The organism is Amycolatopsis sp. AA4, from assembly GCF_002796545.1.
GTDB lineage: Bacteria > Actinomycetota > Actinomycetes > Mycobacteriales > Pseudonocardiaceae > Amycolatopsis.
In genome coordinates this window covers 2901739-2923712 of record NZ_CP024894.1, presented here as the reverse complement: position 1 = coordinate 2923712, position 21974 = coordinate 2901739, and the positions used below count along the sequence as shown (strand labels likewise).

Annotated in this window: 18 protein-coding genes; 12 read left to right on the top strand and 6 right to left on the bottom strand. The window is 70.0% G+C overall.

Translation table 11 applies throughout. The annotated features are described in order from the left end of the window. Positions 1-6: 6 nt before the first annotated feature. Positions 7-381 carry a hypothetical protein gene (locus CU254_RS13765; protein ID WP_009076624.1) on the top strand — a complete coding sequence of 125 codons (375 nt, stop codon included), beginning with the start codon at positions 7-9 and terminating at the stop codon, positions 379-381. Between the two features lies 1 nt (position 382). On the opposite strand, the gene CU254_RS13760 is transcribed toward CU254_RS13765, so the two are convergent. Beyond that, positions 383-1174, bottom strand: coding sequence for a thioesterase family protein (locus CU254_RS13760; RefSeq protein ID WP_009076622.1), 792 nt, complete (start codon positions 1172-1174; stop codon positions 383-385). Positions 1175-1371: 197 nt separating this feature from the next. Between CU254_RS13760 and CU254_RS13755 the strand changes: the two genes are divergently transcribed. Genes CU254_RS13755 through CU254_RS13745 form a run of 3 tightly spaced genes read left to right on the top strand, consistent with a single transcriptional unit; the run spans position 1372 to position 3428 of the window. Beyond that, the gene (locus CU254_RS13755; protein WP_009076620.1) at positions 1372-1770 is read left to right on the top strand and encodes a YciI family protein; all 399 of its coding nucleotides are present in this window, start codon (positions 1372-1374) and stop codon (positions 1768-1770) included. Continuing rightward, positions 1767-3005 (top strand): RNA polymerase sigma factor, encoded by a 1239-nt coding sequence (locus CU254_RS13750; RefSeq protein WP_009076618.1) that lies wholly within the window; start codon positions 1767-1769, stop codon positions 3003-3005. Before CU254_RS13755 ends, CU254_RS13750 begins: the two co-directional genes overlap by 4 nt. A 30-nt stretch (positions 3006-3035) precedes the next feature. Then, a complete protein-coding gene (locus CU254_RS13745) occupies positions 3036-3428 on the top strand; it encodes an Imm1 family immunity protein (protein ID WP_009076616.1) in 393 nt (130 codons plus the stop codon). A 20-nt stretch (positions 3429-3448) separates the two neighbouring features. Here the strand turns inward: CU254_RS13745 and CU254_RS13740 are convergent, their stop codons facing one another. Continuing rightward, positions 3449-4285 (bottom strand): SDR family oxidoreductase, encoded by an 837-nt coding sequence (locus CU254_RS13740; protein WP_009076614.1) that lies wholly within the window; start codon positions 4283-4285, stop codon positions 3449-3451. A gap of 173 nt (positions 4286-4458) precedes the next feature. Between CU254_RS13740 and CU254_RS13735 the strand changes: the two genes are divergently transcribed. From CU254_RS13735 to CU254_RS13725, 3 genes are all read left to right on the top strand, one after another. Continuing rightward, complete coding sequence (locus CU254_RS13735; protein ID WP_037713562.1) at positions 4459-5670, top strand: hypothetical protein; 1212 nt, start codon at positions 4459-4461, stop codon at positions 5668-5670. Positions 5671-6906: 1236 nt separating this feature from the next. Beyond that, positions 6907-7665 (top strand): trypsin-like serine protease, encoded by a 759-nt coding sequence (locus CU254_RS13730; RefSeq protein WP_009076610.1) that lies wholly within the window; start codon positions 6907-6909, stop codon positions 7663-7665. 1898 nt (positions 7666-9563) lie between these two features. Beyond that, entirely contained in the window at positions 9564-10661 is a 1098-nt protein-coding gene (locus tag CU254_RS13725) for an MFS transporter (RefSeq protein WP_009076609.1), read from the top strand. Between the two features lie 48 nt (positions 10662-10709). Here the strand turns inward: CU254_RS13725 and eno are convergent, their stop codons facing one another. Then, positions 10710-11984 (bottom strand): phosphopyruvate hydratase, encoded by a 1275-nt coding sequence (gene eno / locus CU254_RS13720; RefSeq protein WP_009076603.1) that lies wholly within the window; start codon positions 11982-11984, stop codon positions 10710-10712. A gap of 334 nt (positions 11985-12318) precedes the next feature. Between eno and CU254_RS13715 the strand changes: the two genes are divergently transcribed. Beyond that, on the top strand, positions 12319-13815 hold the full coding sequence (locus CU254_RS13715; RefSeq protein ID WP_234392826.1) for a metallophosphoesterase family protein: 1497 nt from the start codon (positions 12319-12321) through the stop codon (positions 13813-13815). Between the two features lie 150 nt (positions 13816-13965). Continuing rightward, positions 13966-15186 carry a cytochrome P450 gene (locus tag CU254_RS13710; RefSeq protein ID WP_199785900.1) on the top strand — a complete coding sequence of 407 codons (1221 nt, stop codon included), beginning with the start codon at positions 13966-13968 and terminating at the stop codon, positions 15184-15186. 332 nt (positions 15187-15518) lie between these two features. On the opposite strand, the gene CU254_RS13705 is transcribed toward CU254_RS13710, so the two are convergent. Beyond that, positions 15519-16613 carry a CaiB/BaiF CoA-transferase family protein gene (locus tag CU254_RS13705; protein WP_009076597.1) on the bottom strand — a complete coding sequence of 365 codons (1095 nt, stop codon included), beginning with the start codon at positions 16611-16613 and terminating at the stop codon, positions 15519-15521. Positions 16614-16822: 209 nt separating this feature from the next. On the opposite strand from CU254_RS13705, the gene CU254_RS13700 reads away from it, so the two are divergent. Continuing rightward, the gene (locus tag CU254_RS13700; RefSeq protein ID WP_050788169.1) at positions 16823-17389 is read left to right on the top strand and encodes an antitoxin; all 567 of its coding nucleotides are present in this window, start codon (positions 16823-16825) and stop codon (positions 17387-17389) included. Between the two features lie 898 nt (positions 17390-18287). Here the strand turns inward: CU254_RS13700 and CU254_RS13695 are convergent. Beyond that, the gene (locus CU254_RS13695) at positions 18288-18920 is read right to left on the bottom strand and encodes a class I SAM-dependent methyltransferase (protein ID WP_009076593.1); all 633 of its coding nucleotides are present in this window, start codon (positions 18918-18920) and stop codon (positions 18288-18290) included. Positions 18921-18973: 53 nt separating this feature from the next. Then, on the bottom strand, positions 18974-19855 hold the full coding sequence (locus CU254_RS13690; RefSeq protein ID WP_100266781.1) for an ornithine cyclodeaminase family protein: 882 nt from the start codon (positions 19853-19855) through the stop codon (positions 18974-18976). Positions 19856-19948: 93 nt separating this feature from the next. Between CU254_RS13690 and CU254_RS13685 the strand changes: the two genes are divergently transcribed. Then, entirely contained in the window at positions 19949-20587 is a 639-nt protein-coding gene (locus CU254_RS13685; protein ID WP_009076589.1) for a GntR family transcriptional regulator, read from the top strand. Next, positions 20584-21807 carry an MFS transporter gene (locus tag CU254_RS13680; RefSeq protein ID WP_009076587.1) on the top strand — a complete coding sequence of 408 codons (1224 nt, stop codon included), beginning with the start codon at positions 20584-20586 and terminating at the stop codon, positions 21805-21807. Before CU254_RS13685 ends, CU254_RS13680 begins: the two co-directional genes overlap by 4 nt. Positions 21808-21974 lie beyond the last annotated feature (167 nt).

The following is a 21974-nucleotide window of genomic DNA, read 5'->3' as shown; positions in this document are numbered from 1 at the left end:
CCGCGCATGTCGATCTTCGCGCGGATTCTGCAGGTCTTCTTCATGATCGCCGGACTGGTCAGCATCGGGGTCGGGCTGATCATGGTGCTGATCGCCAAGCCGTACTGGACGTGCGAGGTGTCGCGCAACGAGCCGAATTACACGTCGTGCCGCTCGACCGACCTCGAGTCGTTCACGAGCTACCACCTGTTCTGGTTCGTGCTCGGCCTCGCGCTCGAGATCATGGCCGTCGCGGTCGTCGCGGGCGCGCGCCGCCGGACCGTCGAGAATCTGCTGCTGTCGATGAACTCGCCGGCGCCCGCGCCGACGTTCCCGAGCCCGGCCGCCCCCAGCCCATACCCCGGCTACCCGCAGCAGCAGCCGCCGTACCCGGGGCAGTGAGTCAGCCGATCCGGATCCCGGCCAGCTGCGTGCCCTGCGCGACCAGCGTTCCGGCGCTGTCCCATACGTGACAGGACTCGTCGACCCGACCGTCGCCGATCAGGTGGGCGCGGTGCAGCACCCGCACCGGGCCGGGAGCCGGATGCGCCCGCACATAGGCGGTCAGTTCGAGCGTCGGAACCCAGCCGGACGGCGCGACGTCGAGCGTCGCCGGAGGCAGGGCGTCGACCGCGAACAGCAGGCTGACCGGGTCGAACGGCTCGCCGCCGGGCAGCGCGAGCAGGGCCCGCAGTTCGCCGCGGCCGCTGGGCCCGTCGGCGAGGGGGCAGTCGAAGTACACGTCGATCTCGTCGCGGATGGCGATCGGGATGCCGGACGACAGCGTGTCCGGACCCCACGGCTCCTCCGGGAACGGACCGAACTCCGGCCGCGGCACGCCGTCCTGCCAGAACGGTTCGGCCTCGCCGAGCACGCCGAGCGTCAGCAAGGCTTCGACCTGCGGGACGCCGTCCTTGAGCAGCCGTCCGCGCAGCTGGGTCGCGGTGCGGCCGGTGCGCAGCACCTCGACCTCGATCTCCGCCGGTCCCGGTTCGGGCGAGCGCAGGTAGTGCGCGCTGGCGGCGAGCACGTCCGGATGCCCGGAAACGACGGTCGCGGCGCGCGCGATGGTCGCCAGCAGGTAGCCGCCGTTCGGGCGGCCGCCGATGGTCCACGCCGGGCTGAGGTCGACGCTGAACTCGGTGTCCGACCGCTGCTTGACCGCCGAAACCGCGGCGAAGGTCGTCGTGCTCACGGGTCCCTCCAGGTGAGTTGCTTCCCGCAACCTACCTGCTAGACCATTCGGACGTCCCGGGCACTGAGACTCACGCCACCCGCTGCGCGCATTTCCCCGGCAAAATGTCCGCGGTGCGTGTCGAGGAAGGCGCGCGGGTTCCGTTCCCTTGGTGAGCCCGCCCGGGAAGCGGCGAGCCGGACACTGGAGGAAACGCCATGCCGAAGTACATGCTGCTGCAGACCTACGCCCAGGGCGAGGACTGCGACGTGCCGCTGCCCGAGTGGGCTCCGGAGGACATCCGCGCGCACATCCAGTTCCAGCACGTGCTCAACGCCGAGCTGACCGAGGCCGGGGAACTCGTCGAAGCTGAGGGCCTGGCCGGTCCGGAGGCGGCGAAGACCGTGGTCGCGGACGGCAAGGGCGGCGCGGTCGTCACGGACGGGCCGTTCCCGGAGGGCAAGGAACTGCTGGCCGGGTACCGGGTGGTGGACGTCGAATCGGAGGCGCGGGCGCTGGAGATCGCGACCCGGGTCTCGGCCGCACCGGGTCCGGAGGGCGCGCCGCTGCGGGTGCCGATCGAGGTGCGCCAGGTCATGAGCGCGCCGGAGGTGTGAGCACCGAGGCGGAGGACCTGGTGCGCACGCTCGCGCCCCAGGTCCTCGCCGTCCTCGCGCGCCGGTCCGGCGATTTCGGCGCGGCCGAGGACGCGACACAGGAGGCCCTGCTCGCCGCCGTGCAGCATTGGCCCGCCGAGGGCATTCCGGAGAATCCGCGCGGCTGGCTGCTGCAGACGGCCAGCCGGCGGCTCATCGACAGCTTCCGCAGCGACCAGGCCCGGCGGCGGCGCGAGGACACTGTCGCCGCCGAGCCTTCGGGCGCCGAGGTGCCGGACGAGGACGACACGCTGACGCTGTTGTTCCTGTGCGCGCACCCGTCGCTGACCTCGGCGTCGGCGATCGCGTTGACGCTGCGCGCCGTCGGCGGGCTGACGACCGCGGAGATCGCCAGCGCGTTCCTCGTGCCGGAAACCACTATGGCGCAACGGATCAGCCGGGCGAAGGCGAAAATCAAGAAGTCCGGCCTGCCGTTCCGGATGCCCGCCGCGGACGAACGGCAGGCGCGGCTGCGGTCCGTGCTGCACGTGCTGTACCTCGTGTTCAACGAGGGATACACGAGCAGCGGAGGCCGCCGCCTGCACCGGACCGAGCTGTCCGCAGAGGCGATCCGATTGGCCCGGCTGTTGCACGCCGCGCTGCCGGACGACGGCGAAGCGGCCGGGCTGCTCGCGCTGATGCTGCTCACCGACGCCCGCCGTCCGGCCCGCACCGGACCGGACGGCGACCTCATCCCGCTCGCCGACCAGGACCGGTCGCGGTGGGACCGTTCGCTGATCCGGGAGGGCGTCGCGCTGATCACCGCCGCGCTGACCCGCGACGGCATCGGCGAATACCGTCTGCAGGCCGCGATCGCCGCGACGCACGACATCGCGTTGCGGGCAGAGGACACCGATTGGCCGCGCGTCCTCACGCTGTACACGCGGATCGAGGCGCTGACCGGCAACCCGGTCGTCACGCTCAACCGCGCGATCGCGACCGCGATGGTGCACGGGCCGGAGGCCGGACTCGCGATGCTGGCCGGGCTCGACGACCGACTCCCCGACCACCACCGCCTCGCCGCCGCCCGCGCGCATCTGCTGGAACTGGCCGGCGAACGAGAGGAGGCGATTCGCCACTACACCGCAGCCGCCGCCCGCACCGGAAACACCGCCGAACAGCGGTATCTGACGCTGCGCGCGGCCCGGCTCCGCACCAGCCATTCCACAGGTCGCTCGCCGATCGGCACCGAGTAGTATCAGGACACTTCACGAGCGGAGCGCACCATGGCGAGCATCGAAGACGCCCGTCGCCGGACCGGGTATGACGTCACCGAGGCGACCGTCGACGACGTGCTCTCCGCTCTGCGCGCCGCCGAACCGCCCAGGCCGGACGCCGGGGTCGTCTGGTGGCTGTACGCCGGGCGAAAGCCGCGGACTCCGTACCTGGTCGCCGGTTTGCGCGGTACGCGAGGAAGCCTGGCGTGGCACGAAAACGGCGAGGTTTTCCTGCCCGCGGACGGTGCGGGCGAGGAGCCGGCCGACTACTTCAGCCTGCAGGGCGCGCACTTCCCGCAGCCCGCCGGGAGCGAGGTTTCCGCCGAGGAAGTGCTGCTCGCGGTGCGGGAACTGGGCGAGTCCCAGACGCGACCTGCCTCCGTTTCCTGGAAGCCCGCGTAGTTTCTGTCCACTTCGGACTGTTACGGACGCGGGGCGAAGTCGTCCCGGTGCGCCCGCGCCCACTCGCGGAAGGACGTCGCCCGGCCCGCGAACCGCTCCACCGTGTTGTTCACCGGCGCCACCCGGCCCACCGACGCCTCCTCCACGTCCATCAGATGCTCCAGGACCGCTGCGGGCATCCACTCCGGACGCCTCGCCAGCGCCTCACTCCGCGTCTCGGTCGCCACTTCGATCGGGCGACCCAATTCCTCCGCCAAGGTCTCCACGATCGCACGCTGCGTCATCGACTCGGGTCCGGTGAGCGGCAGCATCCGCCCAGGGTAGCTACGCTCCGTGAGCAACTTCGCGGCCACCGCGGCGACGTCCGCCTCGGCCGTCGGCGTGAACTGCGACTCCGGCGAGAAGAGCCGCACCGGCTCCCCGGCCCGGATCGCCGCACCCCAGTCGCGCCGGGTGTTGCCCATCAGCCAGCCCGGATACAGCACGGTGAACGGCAACCCGGACTCCGCCACCGCCTCTTCCGCGGGCAAATGCCCCCGCCGGATCGGGTTGCCCGCGGCTCCTTCGTAGACGTCCGGCGACGACAGCAGCACGACGTACGACACGCCCGCCTTCCGCGCCGCCGCAAGGAAATCCGCCGCCCCGTTCGGCCGCGTCGGGTACAGGAAGATCGCTTCCACGCCGCTCAGTGCGTCCTCGAACCCGCCTTCCGCCGCGAGATCCACCGACACCGCATCCGGCAAATGCAGCGCGGCCGCGTCCCGTGCCGACCCGCGCACCTCGTGCCCGCCCTCGCGAAGCACCCGGACGACCTCGCTCCCGACATTCCCCCGCGCCCCCGTCACCAGGATGGTCATCCCACACTTCCTTTGCTCTTAAATTAACTTTGTTAACAAAGATATATCCGTGACCGCCCGCTGTCAACGGCGCGCCCCCGGGTACACGACCGGGCGAGATCGTTGTATGGATCGTGTACGGATCCCTCCGACACTCCGGCAGTTCGATTCGGACGAGTGAAGGGAGATCCGTCGTGGTCGGGAATGTGACGGTCCGGCGCACGGTCGCCGCACTGCTCGCCGCGGGGGCGGTCACCGCAGTCGCGACGCCGGTGAGCGCTGCCGAGGCCTCCGGAGCCTGGCGAGCCGATCTGTCCTCAGTGGACAGTGACGACGTCAACGTCGCCGTGTCCAGCGGCACGCTCACGCTGCGAGACTCCGCGTGGAGACCCGCCGACCGGGGCGCGGGCAGCGAAGGCTACCTGCTCTCCGCCGAACGCCGCCTGCCCGCGCCGGTGAACCGGGTAGCCGCCGACATCTCCGCCGACGCCCCGCAGGGCACCTCGGTGGAAGTCGACGTCCGCGGCCGCTCCGGCGCGGACGACTGGACGGAATGGACCCCCGCCGGCACCGCATTGCCGCGTGCGGTGAGCGTCGTGCAGACCAGGATCACGCTGTCCAGCACCACCGCCGCCCGCCCCACCGTGCGCGACGTCGAACTGACCGCTTCCCTTTCCCCGCAGGCGAACGCCCTGGTCGCGGCCACCCCGCTCACCTACACCATCTACGCCACCCGCGAAGGCCTCGCCGGCCACACCACCGCGAACGGCCACGTCATCGCTAGCAACGACCATTTCGTCGCGCTGCCGTCAGGAAAGGCCTTGTCCCCCAAGGGAACCGGCAACTACACCGTGCGAGTGTGCAAGACGGACAACAGCCGCTGCGAATACGCGCCGGTCTGGGACGTCGGCCCGTGGAACACCAAGGACGATTACTGGAACCCGTCCTCGGTGCGCGCGGAATACAAAGACCTGCCCCAAGGCCAGCCCGAGGCATATGCGGCCTACCACAACGGCTACAACGGCGGCCGCGACGACCTCGGGTACAAAGTGGGCAACCCCGCGGGCATCGACCTCGCCGACGGCACCTTCAGCTCCGGTGTCGGCCTCGGCGACAACGGAAACGTGAAGGTCACCTACCTGTGGACCGGCTCCGCCGCGGCGACCGGCCTGGTACAGACGGCAGGCGACCCGGTGAACGTGCGGTCGGGCGCGCACACGTCCTCGTCGGTGAAGGGCCTGGCGGCGAACTACGCCAAGGTGAACATCGAATGCTACGTCAACGGGGACACGGTGACCGGGAAGTTCGGCACGAGCAAGATCTGGGACCGGATCGGGCCCGGGCACTACATCTCGGACACCTATGTGAAGACCGGCTCGGACGGGCCGGTGGCTCCGCTCTGCTGAGGTTTCTCGGGCCCGCCGGTGGGTCTTGGGGCTCACTGGCGGGCTGTTTGCTCGACGTTCTGCTGGAGTTCTCTGGTTTCCGGCGGGGATCTCACCGGCGGGACGCTCGCTCGATGCTTCGCCGAGGTGCTCCGGGATTGCCGGGTCTCAACGGCGGACTGTTTGCTCGACGCACTGCCGCGGTTCTCCGATTTCCGGCGGGGAACTCACCGGAGGGCCGCTCGCTCGACGCTTCACTGAGGTTCTCCGGGATTGCCGGGTCTCAACGGCGGACTGTTTGCTCGACGCACTGCCGCGGTTCTCCGATTTCCAGCGGGGATCTCACCGGCGGGCCGCTCGCTCGACGCTTCACTGAGGTTCTCGGGGATTGCCGGTGGGATCTGGGGGTCTCACCGGCAACTCTCCTTCACTCGCCTGAAGTGCTCCGGCACTGCCGGATCCTGGGGTCTCATCGACAGCTATCCCACTAACCCCACGCGTTGCTGCGTTGTTCGAGAAGGGTCGGCGGCGAGCCCGAGAGTTCTCACTGGCGGCTTCCCGTTGCTTCCCGCCCCTGAGACAAGCGGGAATCGCAGATGGCGGGCGTCGAAGCCGCAGAAGCTCCGGCAGAGAACCAGGGCTGTGCCCCTCCGTCAACGACCGGGCAGGCCGCCCTTCATGCCCGACCACCACGTCGGCGATCTTGCGCGCGTTGCGGAGGATCCTCGGCCTTCGAATGCAGCCGCGCTTGGTGCTGCCGCAGGGATCGGGGACTCCCGCCCTCGCAACCGTGCTCCCAGCGTTTGGCCAAGCTCTCCCCGGATCCGCCTCTTCGCCCGCCGATTCCGGACACGCTGTCCCCGGTACGCCGCCGCGATCTCCGGCCTGCTGTGGACCGCCGCGTGAGCCTCGCACCGGCCGCCCGAGAGGGACTCGGCAGGTCTTCGTCGCGCCTCCCGGGTTCGCCCGGAAGCCCTGGGCTCTGCACGGTTTCTCGCACTTTCGGTCCAGCTGCCAACGAGTCCCGCGCACGAATTCCAGGTTCTGCCCCTCAGCACTACTCCATCCGCGTGATCGCCGCCGACGGATCCACCCGGAATCCCTTTGTCCAAGCCACGTTTCGCCAACGCTTCCCCTCAACCACCGCGGGATTCCGGACCTGGACGCTCGCGTTTTCCACCCGGTTCAGCGACGGTTTTCCCCTCAGCCGCCGGTTAAAGTGGTCATCGTGCGCTGCCGCAGCCGAGGGGGTCCGCCATGCCACGCCGATTCGCATTCATTGTCGCCGTCGTCCTGTCCGTCATCAGCCTGAGCACATCCGCCGCGAGTGCCACACCGACCATCATCGGAGGCGAAAAAGCTTCCCTGGCCAGACATCCGTACGCAGTGTACTTAGTGGACAGTCACGGAACCCAGTTCTGCGGCGGTGTCATCGTCAGCCGCACCGCGGTCGCGACCGCCGCGCACTGCGCCGCGACTGTTCCGGCCAGTGAACTCAGCGTGGTAGCCGGACGGGAAGACAAACGCAGCCAAGACGGCATCGTCCGAGCAGTGTCCGACGTCTGGCAGCACCCGGATTTCCGCACGCCGCAACAAGGTTCGGACATCGCAGTCCTCACCGTCCGGGGCTCGCTCCCCTACCGCCCCGCCGAGCTGGCCCGCGACCCAAACCGCTACCCCGCCGGAACCGCCGCCACCGTACTGGGATGGGGCCGAACCGCCGACGGCGGCGACCGATCGGACTACCTCCGCCAAGCCACAGTGCCCCTGGCCGACGACCCCACCTGCCACACCGCCTATCCGGAATACTCCGCGACAAGCATGCTCTGCGCCGGTTACCCGAACGGCGGCATCGACGCCTGCAAAGGAGACTCCGGAGGCCCGCTGGTAGTCGGAGACACGGTAGTCGGCATCGTCTCCTACGGCGACGGCTGCGGGAAACCGGGCAAGCCCGGGATGTACACCAGGGTGACGTCCTTCGCCGACGACATCGCCGCCCACGCAGGGGCCAGGTGAGGCCGCAACCCACCATCGCCACCCCGCCAGTCGCTCCGCGGCCACCCGACCGGCCCGCGCCGCGCGAGGCCAGCTGCCACGCGCCGAACGCCTACTCCAGCGGCCACGTCGCCATGCCCCTAGGCCAGGCAGCCCGCAAGACCGACCTGTACTGGACAGGAGCGCCTCGAACTCGACGCGCGCCAGATCCACACGAGACAAGTTGCCTCGCGCCGAACGCCAGCGACCACATCACCATGTCTCACGCCCAGCCAGGTTTCCCTGCCGCGAGGAAGGAATGGCAGAACCCACGCGACTCCCTGAGCGCAGCAAGGTAAAGTCCAGGACATGACGTCGCCGGAGGCCAGCAGACGGTAGCCGCCCAGCCGCGAGCTGGGCGGCGGAGTGACGGGTGCCGGATCGGATTTGGCTGACCGGCGAAAGCTTCACCACAAACGTGGCACGGTTGAGCTGTGCCCTGCGCAGGTCCTAGTGCGTGCTCGTACAGGTTCTCACCGAGCCAGAACGCGCACGACAGATACCGATGCGGGCAGGCACCACCGGTCGGCCGCCAGGCGTAAGCGACTGCGGCAATGGCAGGCAAAGCGAAGCCTGCGCACGACGGCCACGCCACGGTGAAGTCTGACGCCACGGTGAAAGCCCGACGTGTCCGGACTCGCCCGGACGAAGCCTGCGTGCATCAGGACCGTTGGCGAAGCATGTTCGCCACCGTGGTTCCGCAGGGTTAAAGCTGTCGGGCTGAGTACGGCAATGCCTGTGCCCAGCGACCGGCGATCACCGGTCGGGCCTGCTCACGGCAGCAGCACCACTGTCACGGCGTTCCTGGCACGGCCATGTCAGGGCGGGCCTGCTCGCCACCGCAGGAGAGCAGTGCCACGGCTTGCCCGGCATAGCCAGGGTCAGGCCGAAGCCTGACGGCCACCGCAGCAGCGCCAGCATCACGGCTTCCCCAGGCACAGCCGCGTCGGCCCGCCACCGGGGCGATGCTGGATCTGCCGCGTCCGCAGCACCGCTGGCAGAGCACGCGATGCACCGCCGTGTTCGGGCGAAGCCTGCTCGCGCCAACCAGGCGGTAGCAACGCTCCGCCCGGCGCAACTGCAGCTGGCGAAGGCTGCGCAAGCCACCGGCCTGGCACCCCAGCCGACACACGGCCGACGCACGCATGCCGAAGCCAACGCAGGGCCGGGGCACGCAAGTGGACGCCGCACGCCGAAGCCAACGCAGGCCGGAGCACCCAAGCCGACACACACACGCCGAAGCCAACCCAGGCCGGTGCACCGAGGCGCAAGCCACATGCCGAAGCCAAAGCGGGCGACGCACCCGGGCCAACGCACGCACGCCGAAGCCAACCCAGGCCGGTGCACCGAGCCGCAAGCCACATGCCGAAACCAACGCAGGCCGGAGCACCCAAGCCGACACACACACGCCGAAGCCAACCCAGGCCGGTGCACCGAGCCGCAAGCCACATGCCGAAACCAACGCAGGCCGGAGCACCCAAGCCGACACACACACGCCGAAGCCAACCCAGGCCGCTGCACCGAGGCGCAAGCCACATGCCGAAGCCAAAGCGGGCGACGCACCCGGGCCAACGCACGCACGCCGAACCCGACCCAGGCCGCTGCACCGAGGCGCAAGCCACATGCCGAAGCCAAAGCGGGCGACGCACCCGGGCCAACGCACGCACGCCGAACCCGACCCAGGCCGGTGCACCGAGGCGCAAGCCACATGCCGAAGCCAAAGCGGGCGACGCACCCGGGCCAACGCACGCATGCCGAAGGCGAACCCAGGCCGGGGCACCGAGCCGCAAGCCGTGCTGCCCGCAAGGCACCCCACCCCGCACCCAAACCGTCCTTATCCCAGGCGTCCCCGACGCCACCCACCATCGGAGCAGAAACCCTTGCCTCCCATAGTCTTCCTCCTCTCCGCCGCAGTCTTCGCGCAAGGAACCTCGGAATTCGTGCTCTCCGGGCTCCTCCCCCAGATCGCCGCCAGCACCGGCGTCTCCCTCGGCACCGCAGGACTGCTGACGTCCCTCTTCGCGGCCGGAATGGTCGTCGGGGCGCCCGTGCTCGCGACGCTCGGCAGCAAGTTGCCGCGCAAGTTCGCGCTTCTCGCCTTTCTGGGGCTGTTCAGCGGAGTGCACGTCCTCGGCGCCCTCACCACCGACTTTCCCGTCCTCCTCGGCACCCGAGCGGTCGCGGCGTTCGCCAACGCCGGGTTTCTCGCCGTAGCTCTCGCGACGCTCACCTCGCTCGTCCCAGCCGACGCCGTCGGGCGGGCGACGTCCGTGTTGCTGTCCGGAGTCACGCTCGCGTGCATCGTCGGCGTTCCCGCCGGGACGGTGCTCGGCCAGCACTCCGGATGGCAGGCCGCGTTCTGGGCCATCGCGGCAGTCACCGCGATGGCCGCCGCCGCGTTGACCACCACGAAGTTCGACGACCCGCCGGCGACGAGCCCCGTAACCCGGGAGTGGCGGGTCCTGGCCCAGCCCCGCGTCCTGACCACGGTGGTCAAGGGCGTTCTCGTCAACGGCGGGACGTTCGCCGCCTTCACCTACCTCGGCACCATGACCACCGAACCAGCATGGGTTCCGGTCGTGCTGGCCGCGTTCGGGGTGGGGTCGTTCGTCGGCGTCACGGTCGCGGGCAAGGCCGGGCCGAAGATCCTCAAAGCGGGCACGGCCGTGCTGACCGCCGTGTGGGTGGCGGCGTTCTTCGCGGCGCAGAGCCTTCCGGGGATCCTCACCGCGGCCTTGCTCGCCGGGGCGACGGCGTTCGGCGTCGGGTCCGCGTTGATCGCGGCGATCGTCGCCTCGGCCAGCGAGGGCGCGCCGCGGGTGGCCGGGGCGGTCGCGACCACGGCGTTCAATCTCGGCGCGGTGGTCGGGCCCGCGGTGGCGGGGGCCGTCGTCGTGGACGCGGCGCACGCGCGGGCGGCGTTCTGGGTGAGTGCGGCCTTCACTGCCGCGGCAACGGTCCTCAGGCACCGGAAATAGCGAAAGGCGGCCCGGGCGCAAACCCGGGCCGCCTCGCGAAAAGCAATCTCAGCGCAGGGTGTCCCAGCCCGCGTAGCGAGCTTCGGTGCCCAGCTCCTCCTCGATGCGGATCAGCTGGTTGTACTTCGCCGTGCGGTCGGACCGCGACAGCGAACCCGTCTTGATCTGGCCGCAGCCGGTGGCGACCGCGAGGTCGGCGATCGTGGTGTCCTCGGTTTCGCCCGAACGGTGAGACATGACCGCCGAGTAGCCCGCCTTGTGCGCGGTGTCGACGGCGGACAGCGTTTCGGTCAGGGTGCCGATCTGGTTGACCTTGATGAGGATCGAGTTGGCGATGCCGCGCTTGATGCCGTCGCGCAGGATCTCGACGTTCGTGCAGAACAGGTCGTCGCCGACGAGCTGGACGCGGTCGCCGATGCCGTCGGTCAGCTGCTTCCAGCCGGCGTAGTCGTCCTGGGCGAGACCGTCCTCGATCGACACGATCGGGAACCGCTCGGTCAGCTCGGTCAGGTACGCGACGTGCTCCTCGACGCTGCGCTTGCGGCCCTCGCCGGTGTAGTCGTAGACGCCGTCGCGGTAGAACTCCGACGCCGCCGGGTCCAGCAGCAGCGCGATGTCCTTGCCCGGCTCGTACCCGGTCTGCTCGATCGCGCGGACCACGAACTCGAGCGCCTCGTCGGCCGACCCCAGCTGCGGCGCGAACCCGCCCTCGTCTCCGACATTCGTGTTGTGTCCCGCTTCGTGCAGCGATTTCCGCAGCGTGTGGAACACCTCCGAGCCCATCCGCACGGCGTCGGCGAACGTCTCCGCGCCGACCGGGCCGATCATGAACTCCTGGAAGTCGATCGGGTTGTCCGCGTGCGCGCCGCCGTTGATAATGTTCATCATCGGCATCGGCAGCAGGTGCGCGTACACCCCGCCGACGTAGCGGTACAGCGGCAGCGTGTTCGCCGCGGCGGCCGCCTTCGCCACCGCCAGCGAGACCCCGAGCGTCGCGTTCGCGCCCAGCCGCGCCTTGTTCTCGGTGCCGTCGAGGGCGATCAGCGCGCGGTCGACGTCCGCCTGCGCCTCGGCCTCCATGCCGATCACGGCGTCGGCGATCTCGCCGTTCACCGCGTCGACCGCCTTGCGCACGCCCTTGCCGTGGAACCGCTTCGCGTCGCCGTCCCGCAGCTCAACGGCCTCGCGCGTGCCGGTGGACGCCCCGGACGGCACCGCCGCGCGGCCCGCCGACCCGTCCGCCAGCACCACGTCGACCTCGACCGTCGGGTTGCCCCGGCTGTCGAGCACCTCACGGCCCCGGACCCGGACGATGCCTGCCATAACGCTCCTCGGAGGTTCGAGCCGAAGCACTCAGCGCACGCTCCGTGAAGCGCCCCGGCAGCAACGCGGCACCACGGCGAGCCGCACGTCACCCCGGAGGCTAGCAGAAAGGTTCTGAATCGATCCGGCAAAGCCCGGACGCTCCACTTCGGACAGTCCGGAAACCGTTTCCCGGCAAAGGGAACGAACCGGAACCCGCGCGAAAGACACTTCACGCGCCGGACAGCCGGCGTTCATCGACGGGCCGCGCGGCCAGCATAGCTTCGCTTGCCTGGAGCCGGAGGAGGCCGCTGTCATGTCGAACACCGTCAGCCGTCGAGGAGCATTAGGCCTAATGGGCGCGAGCGCTGCCGTACCACTGCTCGGCACTGGTACGGCAGCCGCCGCTCCGCTCGCGCCGAGCCCGGGCGGCGGCGCGACGCCGGTACAGGGATTGCATCTCACGTTCGGCCGCGATCCCGCCCGGCAGATGGTGGTTTCGTGGCTCACCGACGGCCCGGTCCGCCGTCCGCGCGTCCTCTACGGCACGCTCGACGACGGCTTCGGCTCGTACGCCCCCGCGGTCACCCGCACCTATCTCGACGGCGCGTCGAACCGCACGGTCTGGGTGCACCACGCCGAGATCAACCGGCTCCGCCCGAACACCGAGTACCTCTACATCGCCCAGCACGACGGCGCGACGCCCGACGCGGGCACGTTCCGCACCGCGCCCAGCGGCCGGGCGCCGTTCACCTTCACCAGCTTCGGCGACCAGTCCGCGCCGCAGGTCACCTGGGATCTCAAGGGCGCGCCCGCGCTCGACTTCTTCTCCACGCCGGCCACGAAGGACATCGTCACCGGCATCGAGACCGTCGCGCCGCTGTTCCACCTGCTCAACGGCGACCTCTGTTACGCCAACCTCGACGTCGACCGCGTCCGCACCTGGAACAACTTCTTCACCAACAACACCCGCTCGGCGCGGTACCGGCCGTGGATGCCCGCCGCGGGCAACCACGAGATCGAGAAGAAGAACGGCGCGATCGGCATGGACGCCTACCAGGCGTACTTCCAGCTGCCCTCCACCGAAACGGACCCCGAACTCGCCGGGCTCTGGTACGGCTTCACCGTCGGCTCGGTGCGGGTCGTCGTGCTGCAGAACGACGACAACTGCCTGCAGGACGGCGGCGACGTCTACGTCAACGGCTACTCCGGCGGACGGCAGCTCGCCTGGCTGGAGAAGGAACTCGCCGCGGCCCGGGCGTCGCGAGACGTGGACTGGATCGTCGTCGCGATGCACCAGGTCATGATCAGCACGTCCGACGCGAACGGCGCCGACCTGGGCTTGCGGGAGAAGTACGGCCCGCTGTTCGACCGCTACGGCGTGGACCTGGTGCTCTGCGGGCACGAGCACGACTACGAACGCTCCCTCGCCGTGCACGGAGTCGTCGCGGAAAGCGAGACGCTGACGCCGAATCCGGTGTCCGACGCGACCGACAACATCGACGCCACGCACGGCACCGTGCACATGATTCTGGGCGGAGGCGGCGTCTCCGGGACCACCAACGGGAGCTTCTTCAAGGACGGCACCGGAAAAGTGCTGACCGCCGTCGCCGACAAGCGGGATCCGGCCACCGGCAAGCGGAAACCGACCTACGTACGCGAAAAAGCGGTGTGGAGCGCGGTGCGCGACCTCGACCATCCGTACGGCTTCGCCGCTTTCACCGTGGACCCCGGGCACCGGCCGGGCGGCACGACGACCATGCACGTGACCTACTACAACGTGAACAAGCCGACCGGCGAGCTGTCGGTGTTCGAGCGGTTTTCGCTGCACCGCAAGCGCGCCGACGGCTGACGTCAACCCCTTCCCTGGCCGGGTCCGCACCCCCTCAATACCGGCAGAACGCCCCTCGGCCTCGATAGGCTCACCGCGGACCCGGTGGCCGCTGCGGACACCTCTCCCATCGTCAGTCCATTGTGGACCATCGGGCCGCGAGGAGCGCCCATGGACCACGCCGTCACCCCCTTCGTGCTCGACCCGGCCGCGCCGGACGTGCACGGCGAGGGCGCCCGGCTTCGCGCCCGCGGACCGCTGACCGTGGTCGAACTGCCGGGCGGCGTGCTCGCCTGGTCGGTCACCAGCCTGCCGCTGCTGCGCACTCTGCTCGCCGACCCGCGCGTGTCGAAGGACGCCCGGCGGCACTGGCCCGCCTACCGGGACGGGAAGATCTCCTCCGACTGGTCGCTGCACATCTGGGTTTCCGTGCAGAACATGTTCACCGCCTACGGAGACGAGCACCGGCGGCTGCGGTCGTTGGTGTCCAAGGCTTTCGCGCCCAACCGCATCGCCGCGCTGCGCCCGGTGGTCAAGGACATCGTCGACGGGCTGCTCGCCGAACTCGAAGCCGGGCCTGCGGAAATCGATCTGCGCGAGCAGTACTGCTACCGGCTGCCGATCGAGGTGATCTGCCGGCTGGTCGGGGTCCCCGAACAAGCGCGGCCGGGCCTGCGCACCGCGGTGGCCGGGATGTTCGCGACGTCGACGACCGCGGATGAAGCGACCGCGAACGTCGAACGGCTGTACGGAATCCTCGCCGAACTCGTCGAACAGCGACGCGCCGATCCCGGCGACGACCTCGCCACCGCACTCATCACCGCCCGCGACTCCGACGGCTCCCGGCTCAGCGAAGCGGAACTGGTGGACACGCTGATCCTCATGATCACCGCCGGCCACGAGACGACGGTCAACCTGCTCGACCAGGCCGTGACCGCCTTGCTCACTCACCCCGCACAGCTGCGGCAGGTTCTCGACGGAACGCGCACCTGGGCGGACGTCGTGGACGAGACTTTGCGCTGGCAGTCCCCGATTTCGCACCTGCCACTGCGGTTCGCGCGGGAGGACATCGAGGTCGAGGGCACGACCATCCGCGCGGGCGACCCGATTCTCGCGTCCTTCGGCCCCGCCGGCCGCGACGAGCACCACCACGGTCCGGATGCTGACGAGTTCGACCTGTCCCGCAAGGACAAATCAGCGCTCGCGTTCGGGCACGGGGTGCACTATTGCCTCGGCGTGCAGCTCGCCCGGATGGAAGCGGAGCACGGGCTGCCCGCGCTGTTCGAGCGGTTCCCGGGGTTGGCGTTGGCGGTGGCTGAAGGGGAATTGGAGCCGATGCCGTCGTTTATCACCAATGGGCATGTGACGTTGCCGGTGCGGTTGCGGGGGTAGGCGGGCCTTGCGTTGGCGTGATGGCAGCGTGACCGTCGGGTCGTCCTGACAGTGCGGTGCGGGGCTGAGGGGTTGCACGCCTTCGCCGCGCGTGGATCGAGCGAGGGACGTTCTTCTGGCGTTGCGGTCGCAGGCTAGGCCGGGCGGCAGATCCCGGGCCTCGTGCTGGTGCCGCGTGCCGACCAGCCGGAACCTGATCCGGTCACGCCATCCGGCCGGTGCGATCGCCGGGCAAGGCATTTCCACGCCCGTCACGTCATCCCATCGGCGCGGCAGCGGAAGCAAGCACTCCGGTACCGCCTCCTCGGAGCCCGGCTGGGGTGAGTGCGGAACTAAGCGCCCCAGTCGGCGAGGACCTTTTCCGTGTCCGCGCCCGGAACCGGCGGTGGGGTCGGCGTCTCCGGCGTGCTGCGGGAGAACCGCGGCGCCGGGGCGGGCTGGACGATCCCGTCCAGTGTGATCAGGCCGGACCGTGCGGCGATGTGCGGGTGCGCAGCGGCCTCGTCCGGTGCCAGGACGGGCGTGACGCACGCGTCGGTGCCGTCGAAGATCGACGCCCATTCGTCGCGGGTGCGGGTCAGGAAGGCGCGGGTGAAGGTGGCGCGGAGGGTGGGCCAGCCGTCGCGGTCCAGTTGCGGCGGGAGGTCTTCCGCGGCGAGGCCGAGGCCGTTCAGAAGGGCCGCGTAGAACTGCGGTTCGAGGGCGCCGACGGCGACGTATCGGCCGTCCGCGCAGACGTACGTGTCGTAGAAGGGCGCGCCGCCGTCCAGGAGGTTCGTGCCGCGTTCGTCGGACCAGGAACCCAGGCCGCGCAAGGCCCACATCATCTGGGAGAGGACGTTCGCGCCGTCGACCATCGCCGCGTCCACGACCTGGCCTCGTCCGGTCCGGCCGCACTCCCACAGCGCCGCGAGCACGCCCGCGATCAGGAACATCGAGCCGCCGCCGAAGTCGCCGACCAGGTTGAGCGGCGGCACCGGGCGTTCGCCCGCGCGGCCGATCGCGTGCAGCACGCCGGTGAGGCCGAGGTAGTTGATGTCGTGGCCGGCGCGCTGGGCGAGCGGGCCCTCCTGTCCCCAGCCGGTCATCCGGCCGTAGACCAGGCGGGGGTTGGCGGAGAAGCAGTCGTCCGGGCCGACGCCGAGCCGTTCGGTGACGCCCGGGCGCAGGCCTTCGATCAGCACGTCGGCTTTCGCCGCGAGGCGCAGGACGAGTTCGCGGCCTTCGGGGGTCTTGAGGTCCGCGGCGACCGAGCGTCGGCCGCGCAGCAGCGGGTCCGGTTTGCCGCCGGTGAGGTCGAGCGATCCGGAAGGCCGTTCCACGCGGACGACGTCCGCGCCCAGGTCGGCGAGCACCATGCACGCGTGCGGACCCGGCCCGATCCCGGCCAGCTCGACGACCTTCAGCCCGCTCAACGGTCCCGCCACATGTCCTCCTCGGCTCCGGTGCCCTTGCGGCGGCGACCCTACCGGCCGGTCGGCTGTCGTTCCGGGCGTGTGGGGTAACCCACCCGTGGCCCGACCCGGGCAGAACCGGCGCCGCGCCTCACCCGAACCGGGGACTGGGGTCTCGTCACCCGGTCGGCCGGGTACCCGACTGGTATCCATGTGTCACGAATAGATCAAGGAGGATTTCGATGAGCTTTTTCGACCAGGCGAAGGACAAGATCCAGGAATTCGCGGGCAACAACCCGGACAAAGTCGGTCAGGGCATCGACAAGGCCGCCGAATTCGCCGACCAGAAAACCGGCGGGCAGCACGGCGACCAGATCCGCCAGGGCGCGGACAAACTGAAGGAAAACTTCGGCGGCGGCCACCAGGGCGGCCAGGAACAGGGCGGCGGCCAGCAGCAGGGCGGCTTCGGCCAGGGCGAGCAGGGCGGCCAGGGCGGCTTCCAGGGCGGCGGCCAGCAGGGCGGCTTTGAGCAGGGCGGCCAGCAGGGCGGTTTCCAGGGCGGCGGCCACCAGGGCGGTTACGAACAGGGCGGCCAGCAAGGCGGTTTCCAGGGCGGCGGCCACCAGGGCGGCCAGGGCGGCTACCAGCAAGGCGGCCAGGGCGGCTTCGACCAGGGCGAGCGCGAAGGCGGCTTCCAGCAGGGCGGCCAGCAGGGCTACGAACAGGGCGGCCAGCAAGGCGGCTACGAGCAGCAGGGCGGCTACGAGCAGAGCGGTCAGCAGGGCGAGCAGCAGTGGGGCAACCAGTAATACCGACAACGGTTCTGGCCTGAGTTCCCACGACGCACACGCCCGCAGGAAGCCCCGCTGCGGACTTCGGCTGCGGCGGCTGCGGCCCCACAGCGGGCTGCTGCGGGTGCGCGGGTGCGGCGGGCTGCTGCGGGCTGCGGCGGGCTGCGGATGAACGCAGCTACGGCAAGCGAAGCCGCGCAAGACGCGAGGCCTCGGGAACCAGCGCAGTACCCCAAGCTGCGCCAGGCACGAAGCTCGGCAATCGGCTGCCAGTGCGAGCCGCCCGGATGGGCCTCGGCGAACCGAGTGAGGCGGGAGTCGCCAGAATCGGTTGTGGTGAGCGAAGTTTGAGCCGGTCACCGCACTCAGCTGCGGTGACCGGCCCTCGCGCTGGACCGAAGCAAGCCAGACGCCGCCGAGGCAAGCGAGCGTCGAGCCGGTCACCACGCCAAGCCCACAGTGACCGCGCCTCGCGGTCGGCCGAAACAAGCGAAACTTGAGCGCTGGACTGAAACCAGCCAGACGTCGCCGAGGCAAGCGGCACTCGAGCCGGTCACCATGCCAACCCGCGGTGACTGGCTCGCTCGGTCCACCGGAGCGAGCGAGACATGAGTCAGTCACCTCCCAACCCCGCGGCGACCGGCTCGCTTGGGTGGCCGGAGCGAGTGCGGCGGACTGGTTTCCGTGCGGCGCGCGCGAGAATCAGTTGCGGTGGGTAATTCGGGTGGGCCGGTAATCGATCGGCGCTAGTCGTTCCTCATTCGATCGGTTGAACAATCAGCTCAGCGAGCGGGGCTTGGCGGAATTTTCCGCACAGTTTCCGGCGTGTTCACCTGGACCGCGCGAAAATGCCGCCTTGTTTCCAGCGGCACCCAAACGACGAATTTGTTTCACGACCCCGCAAACCCGGCTGGACTCAGCTGGGTTTGCGGGCCGAGATCAGGAGGTGTTCCTCCGGTTCCGCGCCCGGTTTGTCCGGCGCGAACGTCTCCGTCCGGGTTCCCGTCACTTCCAGCCCGGCCGCGCGAACCCGGTCGACCAGTGCGTCGATTGGGAAGCTCGTCAGCCGGATCGAGTGGCCGAGGAAGTCGACCGGCAGGTCTTCGACGTCGGCGGGGACGGTGATCAGCGCGAACCTTCCGCCGGGCACCAGCCAGGCCGCGATTCGGCTGAGTGCCTGCTCCGTTTCGAGCCTTGACAGCTGCAGGAACGGGAAGAACGCGCATACGGCGTCCCACACCCCTGGCTCCGACTCCCATTCTCGCAGGTCAGCTTGCACGAACGTCGCCTCGGGAACCTGCTCGCGGGCGATCCGCACCATCTCCGCGGACACGTCGATCCCGGTCACTCGGTGTCCGGCAGCGGTGAGATCGGCCGCGGTGGGGCGGCCGGTTCCGCTGCCGAGGTCCAGCACCCGCGCGGACGGGGGCAGCACCGCCAGCAGCTCCCGCACGGCCGCGTCCACTACCGGCGGACGGCCGAACGCCTCCTCGTACCCGGCGCCGATCGCGTCGAACAACTCAGCCGCGGTGGTCAGTTCCTTGGACATCCGGTCTCCCCCTCGCCGTCGAAGGAGTCCAGGTTATCGGGCCCCACCGACAATTACGCGGCAGCTTCGTAGGCAGCTGCGGCGACGACCAGGTCTTCCCACGCCATCCCGACGCTCTTGAACAGCCGAGGGCCCGGCGGCACCGCGAAGCCTTGAGCCAGTGCGGCGAGCGAGACCAGATCGCCTGCGGCAAGGGCACCGGATTCCATTGCCAGTACTACCTCTCCGGCCTCACGGGTAGCCGCGCCGATGGCTTCTACGACCACAGTGGACCGTCCAATGAGGACATCATCGACTTCTCGCGCGTCGGGTTCGTGCGAGCCGACGGCCACCACCGTGGCGTGTTCGGGGACCTTCGCGCCTTCGAACACGGGGGTTCGCGACGAGGTGCAGCAGACGATCAGGTCAGCCGAGGAGACGTCGTCCGGTGTGCCGGTCCGGGCGAACGGGTACCGCGCGACGAAAGCCTCGGTGCGCGCTGGATTCCGGCCGACCACCACGACCTCCTGCACTGGCCGCACCGCGAGGAAGGCTTCGAGGTGGCTCTGCGCTTGCGGGCCGGTCCCGAACACCACCAGTCGTTCCGCGTCGGGCACGGCCAGCAAATCAGCCGCCACGGCGGAGACGGCTGCCGTGCGGACCGACGTGAGGGCGACGCCGTCCAGGAGGGCCATGGGGGTGAGCGTCGGGCCGTCCATCAGCAGGTAGTGGCCTTGGATCCGCGGCAAGCCGCGCGCCGGGTTGCCGGGAGCGACGGAAGCGACCTTGACCCCGGCGTAGCGGTCCCAGGAAGCGGGCATGAGGAGGAACTGGCCGGCGGGCACGGGCACGACGGCCCGCGGCGGGTCCTGGTCCGGGTCGAGACCGCCGGTCAAGGCGGCGCGGATGGCGGCAACGGCTTCGTGCACGGTCGGCGCGGCATCGAGGAGCAGCACCCGGCGAGCATCGCACACGACACCGACAAAACCGGCTGAGCCGCAGGTCACAACGCCTTAGATACAAGCTGGGATGCATGTTAGCGTCGCAGCGTGAACGCGTTGAAACCCGCGGCCGACCGCGCCTACGAGCTGACCAAGGAACTGGTCCTGACCGGCGAACTGCCCGGCGGGCACCTGTTCAGCGAGGGCGAGATCGCCGAGCGCCTCGGGGTGAGCCGGACTCCGGTGCGCGAGGCGTTCCTGCGGCTGCAGGTCGAGGGACTGCTCAACCTGATCCCGAAGCGCGGCGCGATCGTCGTGCCGATCACGCCGGGCGAGGCCGAGGACGTGCTCGAAGCCCGCGAGGCCGTCGAAAGCGCGGCGGTACAACGGCTGGGCCGCCGTCCGGAGTTGATCCCGGCGGCGCTCGAACAGCTGCGCGCGGTGCTGGACGTCCAACGGCAGCACGCGGAAGCGGGCGACGTGCCCGCGTTCGCGGAGGCCGACGCGCTGTTTCACCGCACGATCGTCGAGGCCGGCGGCAACACCCTGCTGCTCAGCTTCTACACCACGCTCGCCGACCGCCAGCGCCGGATGAACGTCCACGCGCTCGCGCCGATCCCGGCTCGCCTGCCGCAGGTCGTCGGCGAGCACGAACAGCTTCTGCACATCATCGCGGAGGCCGAAACGAAGGCCGGCACCTTCGCTCCGGCCCTGCGAGCACACCTGGATTCGGTGCACCGTCGATGACCACTACCGCTGACCGCGCTCCCCTGCCCGAAACACCCGGTACCACCGCTCGTCCGGCCTGGCTCCCGGCCGCCGCCGCGGTATTCGCCTGCGGCTGGGGCGGCAACCAGTTCACCCCGCTGCTCGTGATGTACCACGCCGCGGGCTACTCCGCGTTCACCGTCGACGCCCTGCTCGGCGCGTACGTCGTCGGCCTCGTGCCGGGACTGCTGCTCTCCGGCGGACTGTCCAATCGGTACGGTCGCCGCCCGGTGATGTTCGCCGGCACCGGGTTGTCGCTGCTGGCGAGCGTGCTGCTGGCGCTCGGCCCCCTCGGCGTCGGATGGATCGCCGCCGGCCGGTTCCTCTCCGGCATCGCCGTCGCGGTCGCGATGGCCGTGGGCTCCACCTGGATCAAGGAACTCGCCGACGCCGACCCGTACAGCGCGGCCGACCTCGGCACCCGGCGCGCCGCGCTGTGCCTGACGCTCGGGCTCGGCATCGGCCCGGGCATCGCCGGAGCGCTCGCGCAATGGGGCCCCTGGCCGATGGTCCTCCCCTATCTGGTCCACATCGGACTCGCGCTGGTCTCGCTGGCCGCGGTGACGCGCAGTCCGGAAACGCTCGCGGTCCGGGCCGAAACCGTCCGCGCCGCGTTGCCCGCCACCGCGCGGCATCCGCGGTTCCGCCGGGTGATCCTGCCCGCCGCGCCGTGGATCTTCGGCTCGTGCGGCGTGGCGTACGCGATCCTGCCGCAGCTCGTCGAGCACCAGACCGGGTCGTGGGCGCTGGCCTACTCCACCTTGCTCACCGTCTGCGCGATCGGCGCGGGCGTCGGGATCCAGCCGATCGCCAAGCGGGTCGACCGCGCCACCAGCGCGCGGGCCGTGCTCACCGGGATGGTGGTGCTCTGCGTCGGGCTCGTCTTGAGCGTCTTCGCGGCCGCGCGGGAATCGCCGTGGATCGCGCTCGGCGCGGCGGTCGTGCTGGGCGCCGCTTACGGCATCGTCGTGGTGTCCGGACTGCTGGAATTGCAACGGCTGGCCCGGCCGGACGAAATCGCGGAACTGACCGGCGTGTACTACGCGCTGGCCTATGTCGGATTCCTCTTGCCGTCACTTTTAGCGGCCCTGAACGGAGTAGCGGGCTACCCGGTGCTGCTCGCCTGCGTCGCGCTGGTCGCCGTCGCGGGAACCCTTGTGGTGACCCGACACTCGCGCCGGCACCTGCCCCAGGACTGACCCCGATTCCGGCAAACGGGACCGAATGCGCGACCGCGCGGAAATTCGGTCCCGTTTGCCGGATTTGTTTCCCACTATTGTCGCTTGTGGATCGTGAAGGAGTCGGAAAGAGTTCTGCTGTCGGGAAATCAGGCGCGGCACGAGTGCGCCCGATTTCGTCGGGGCCG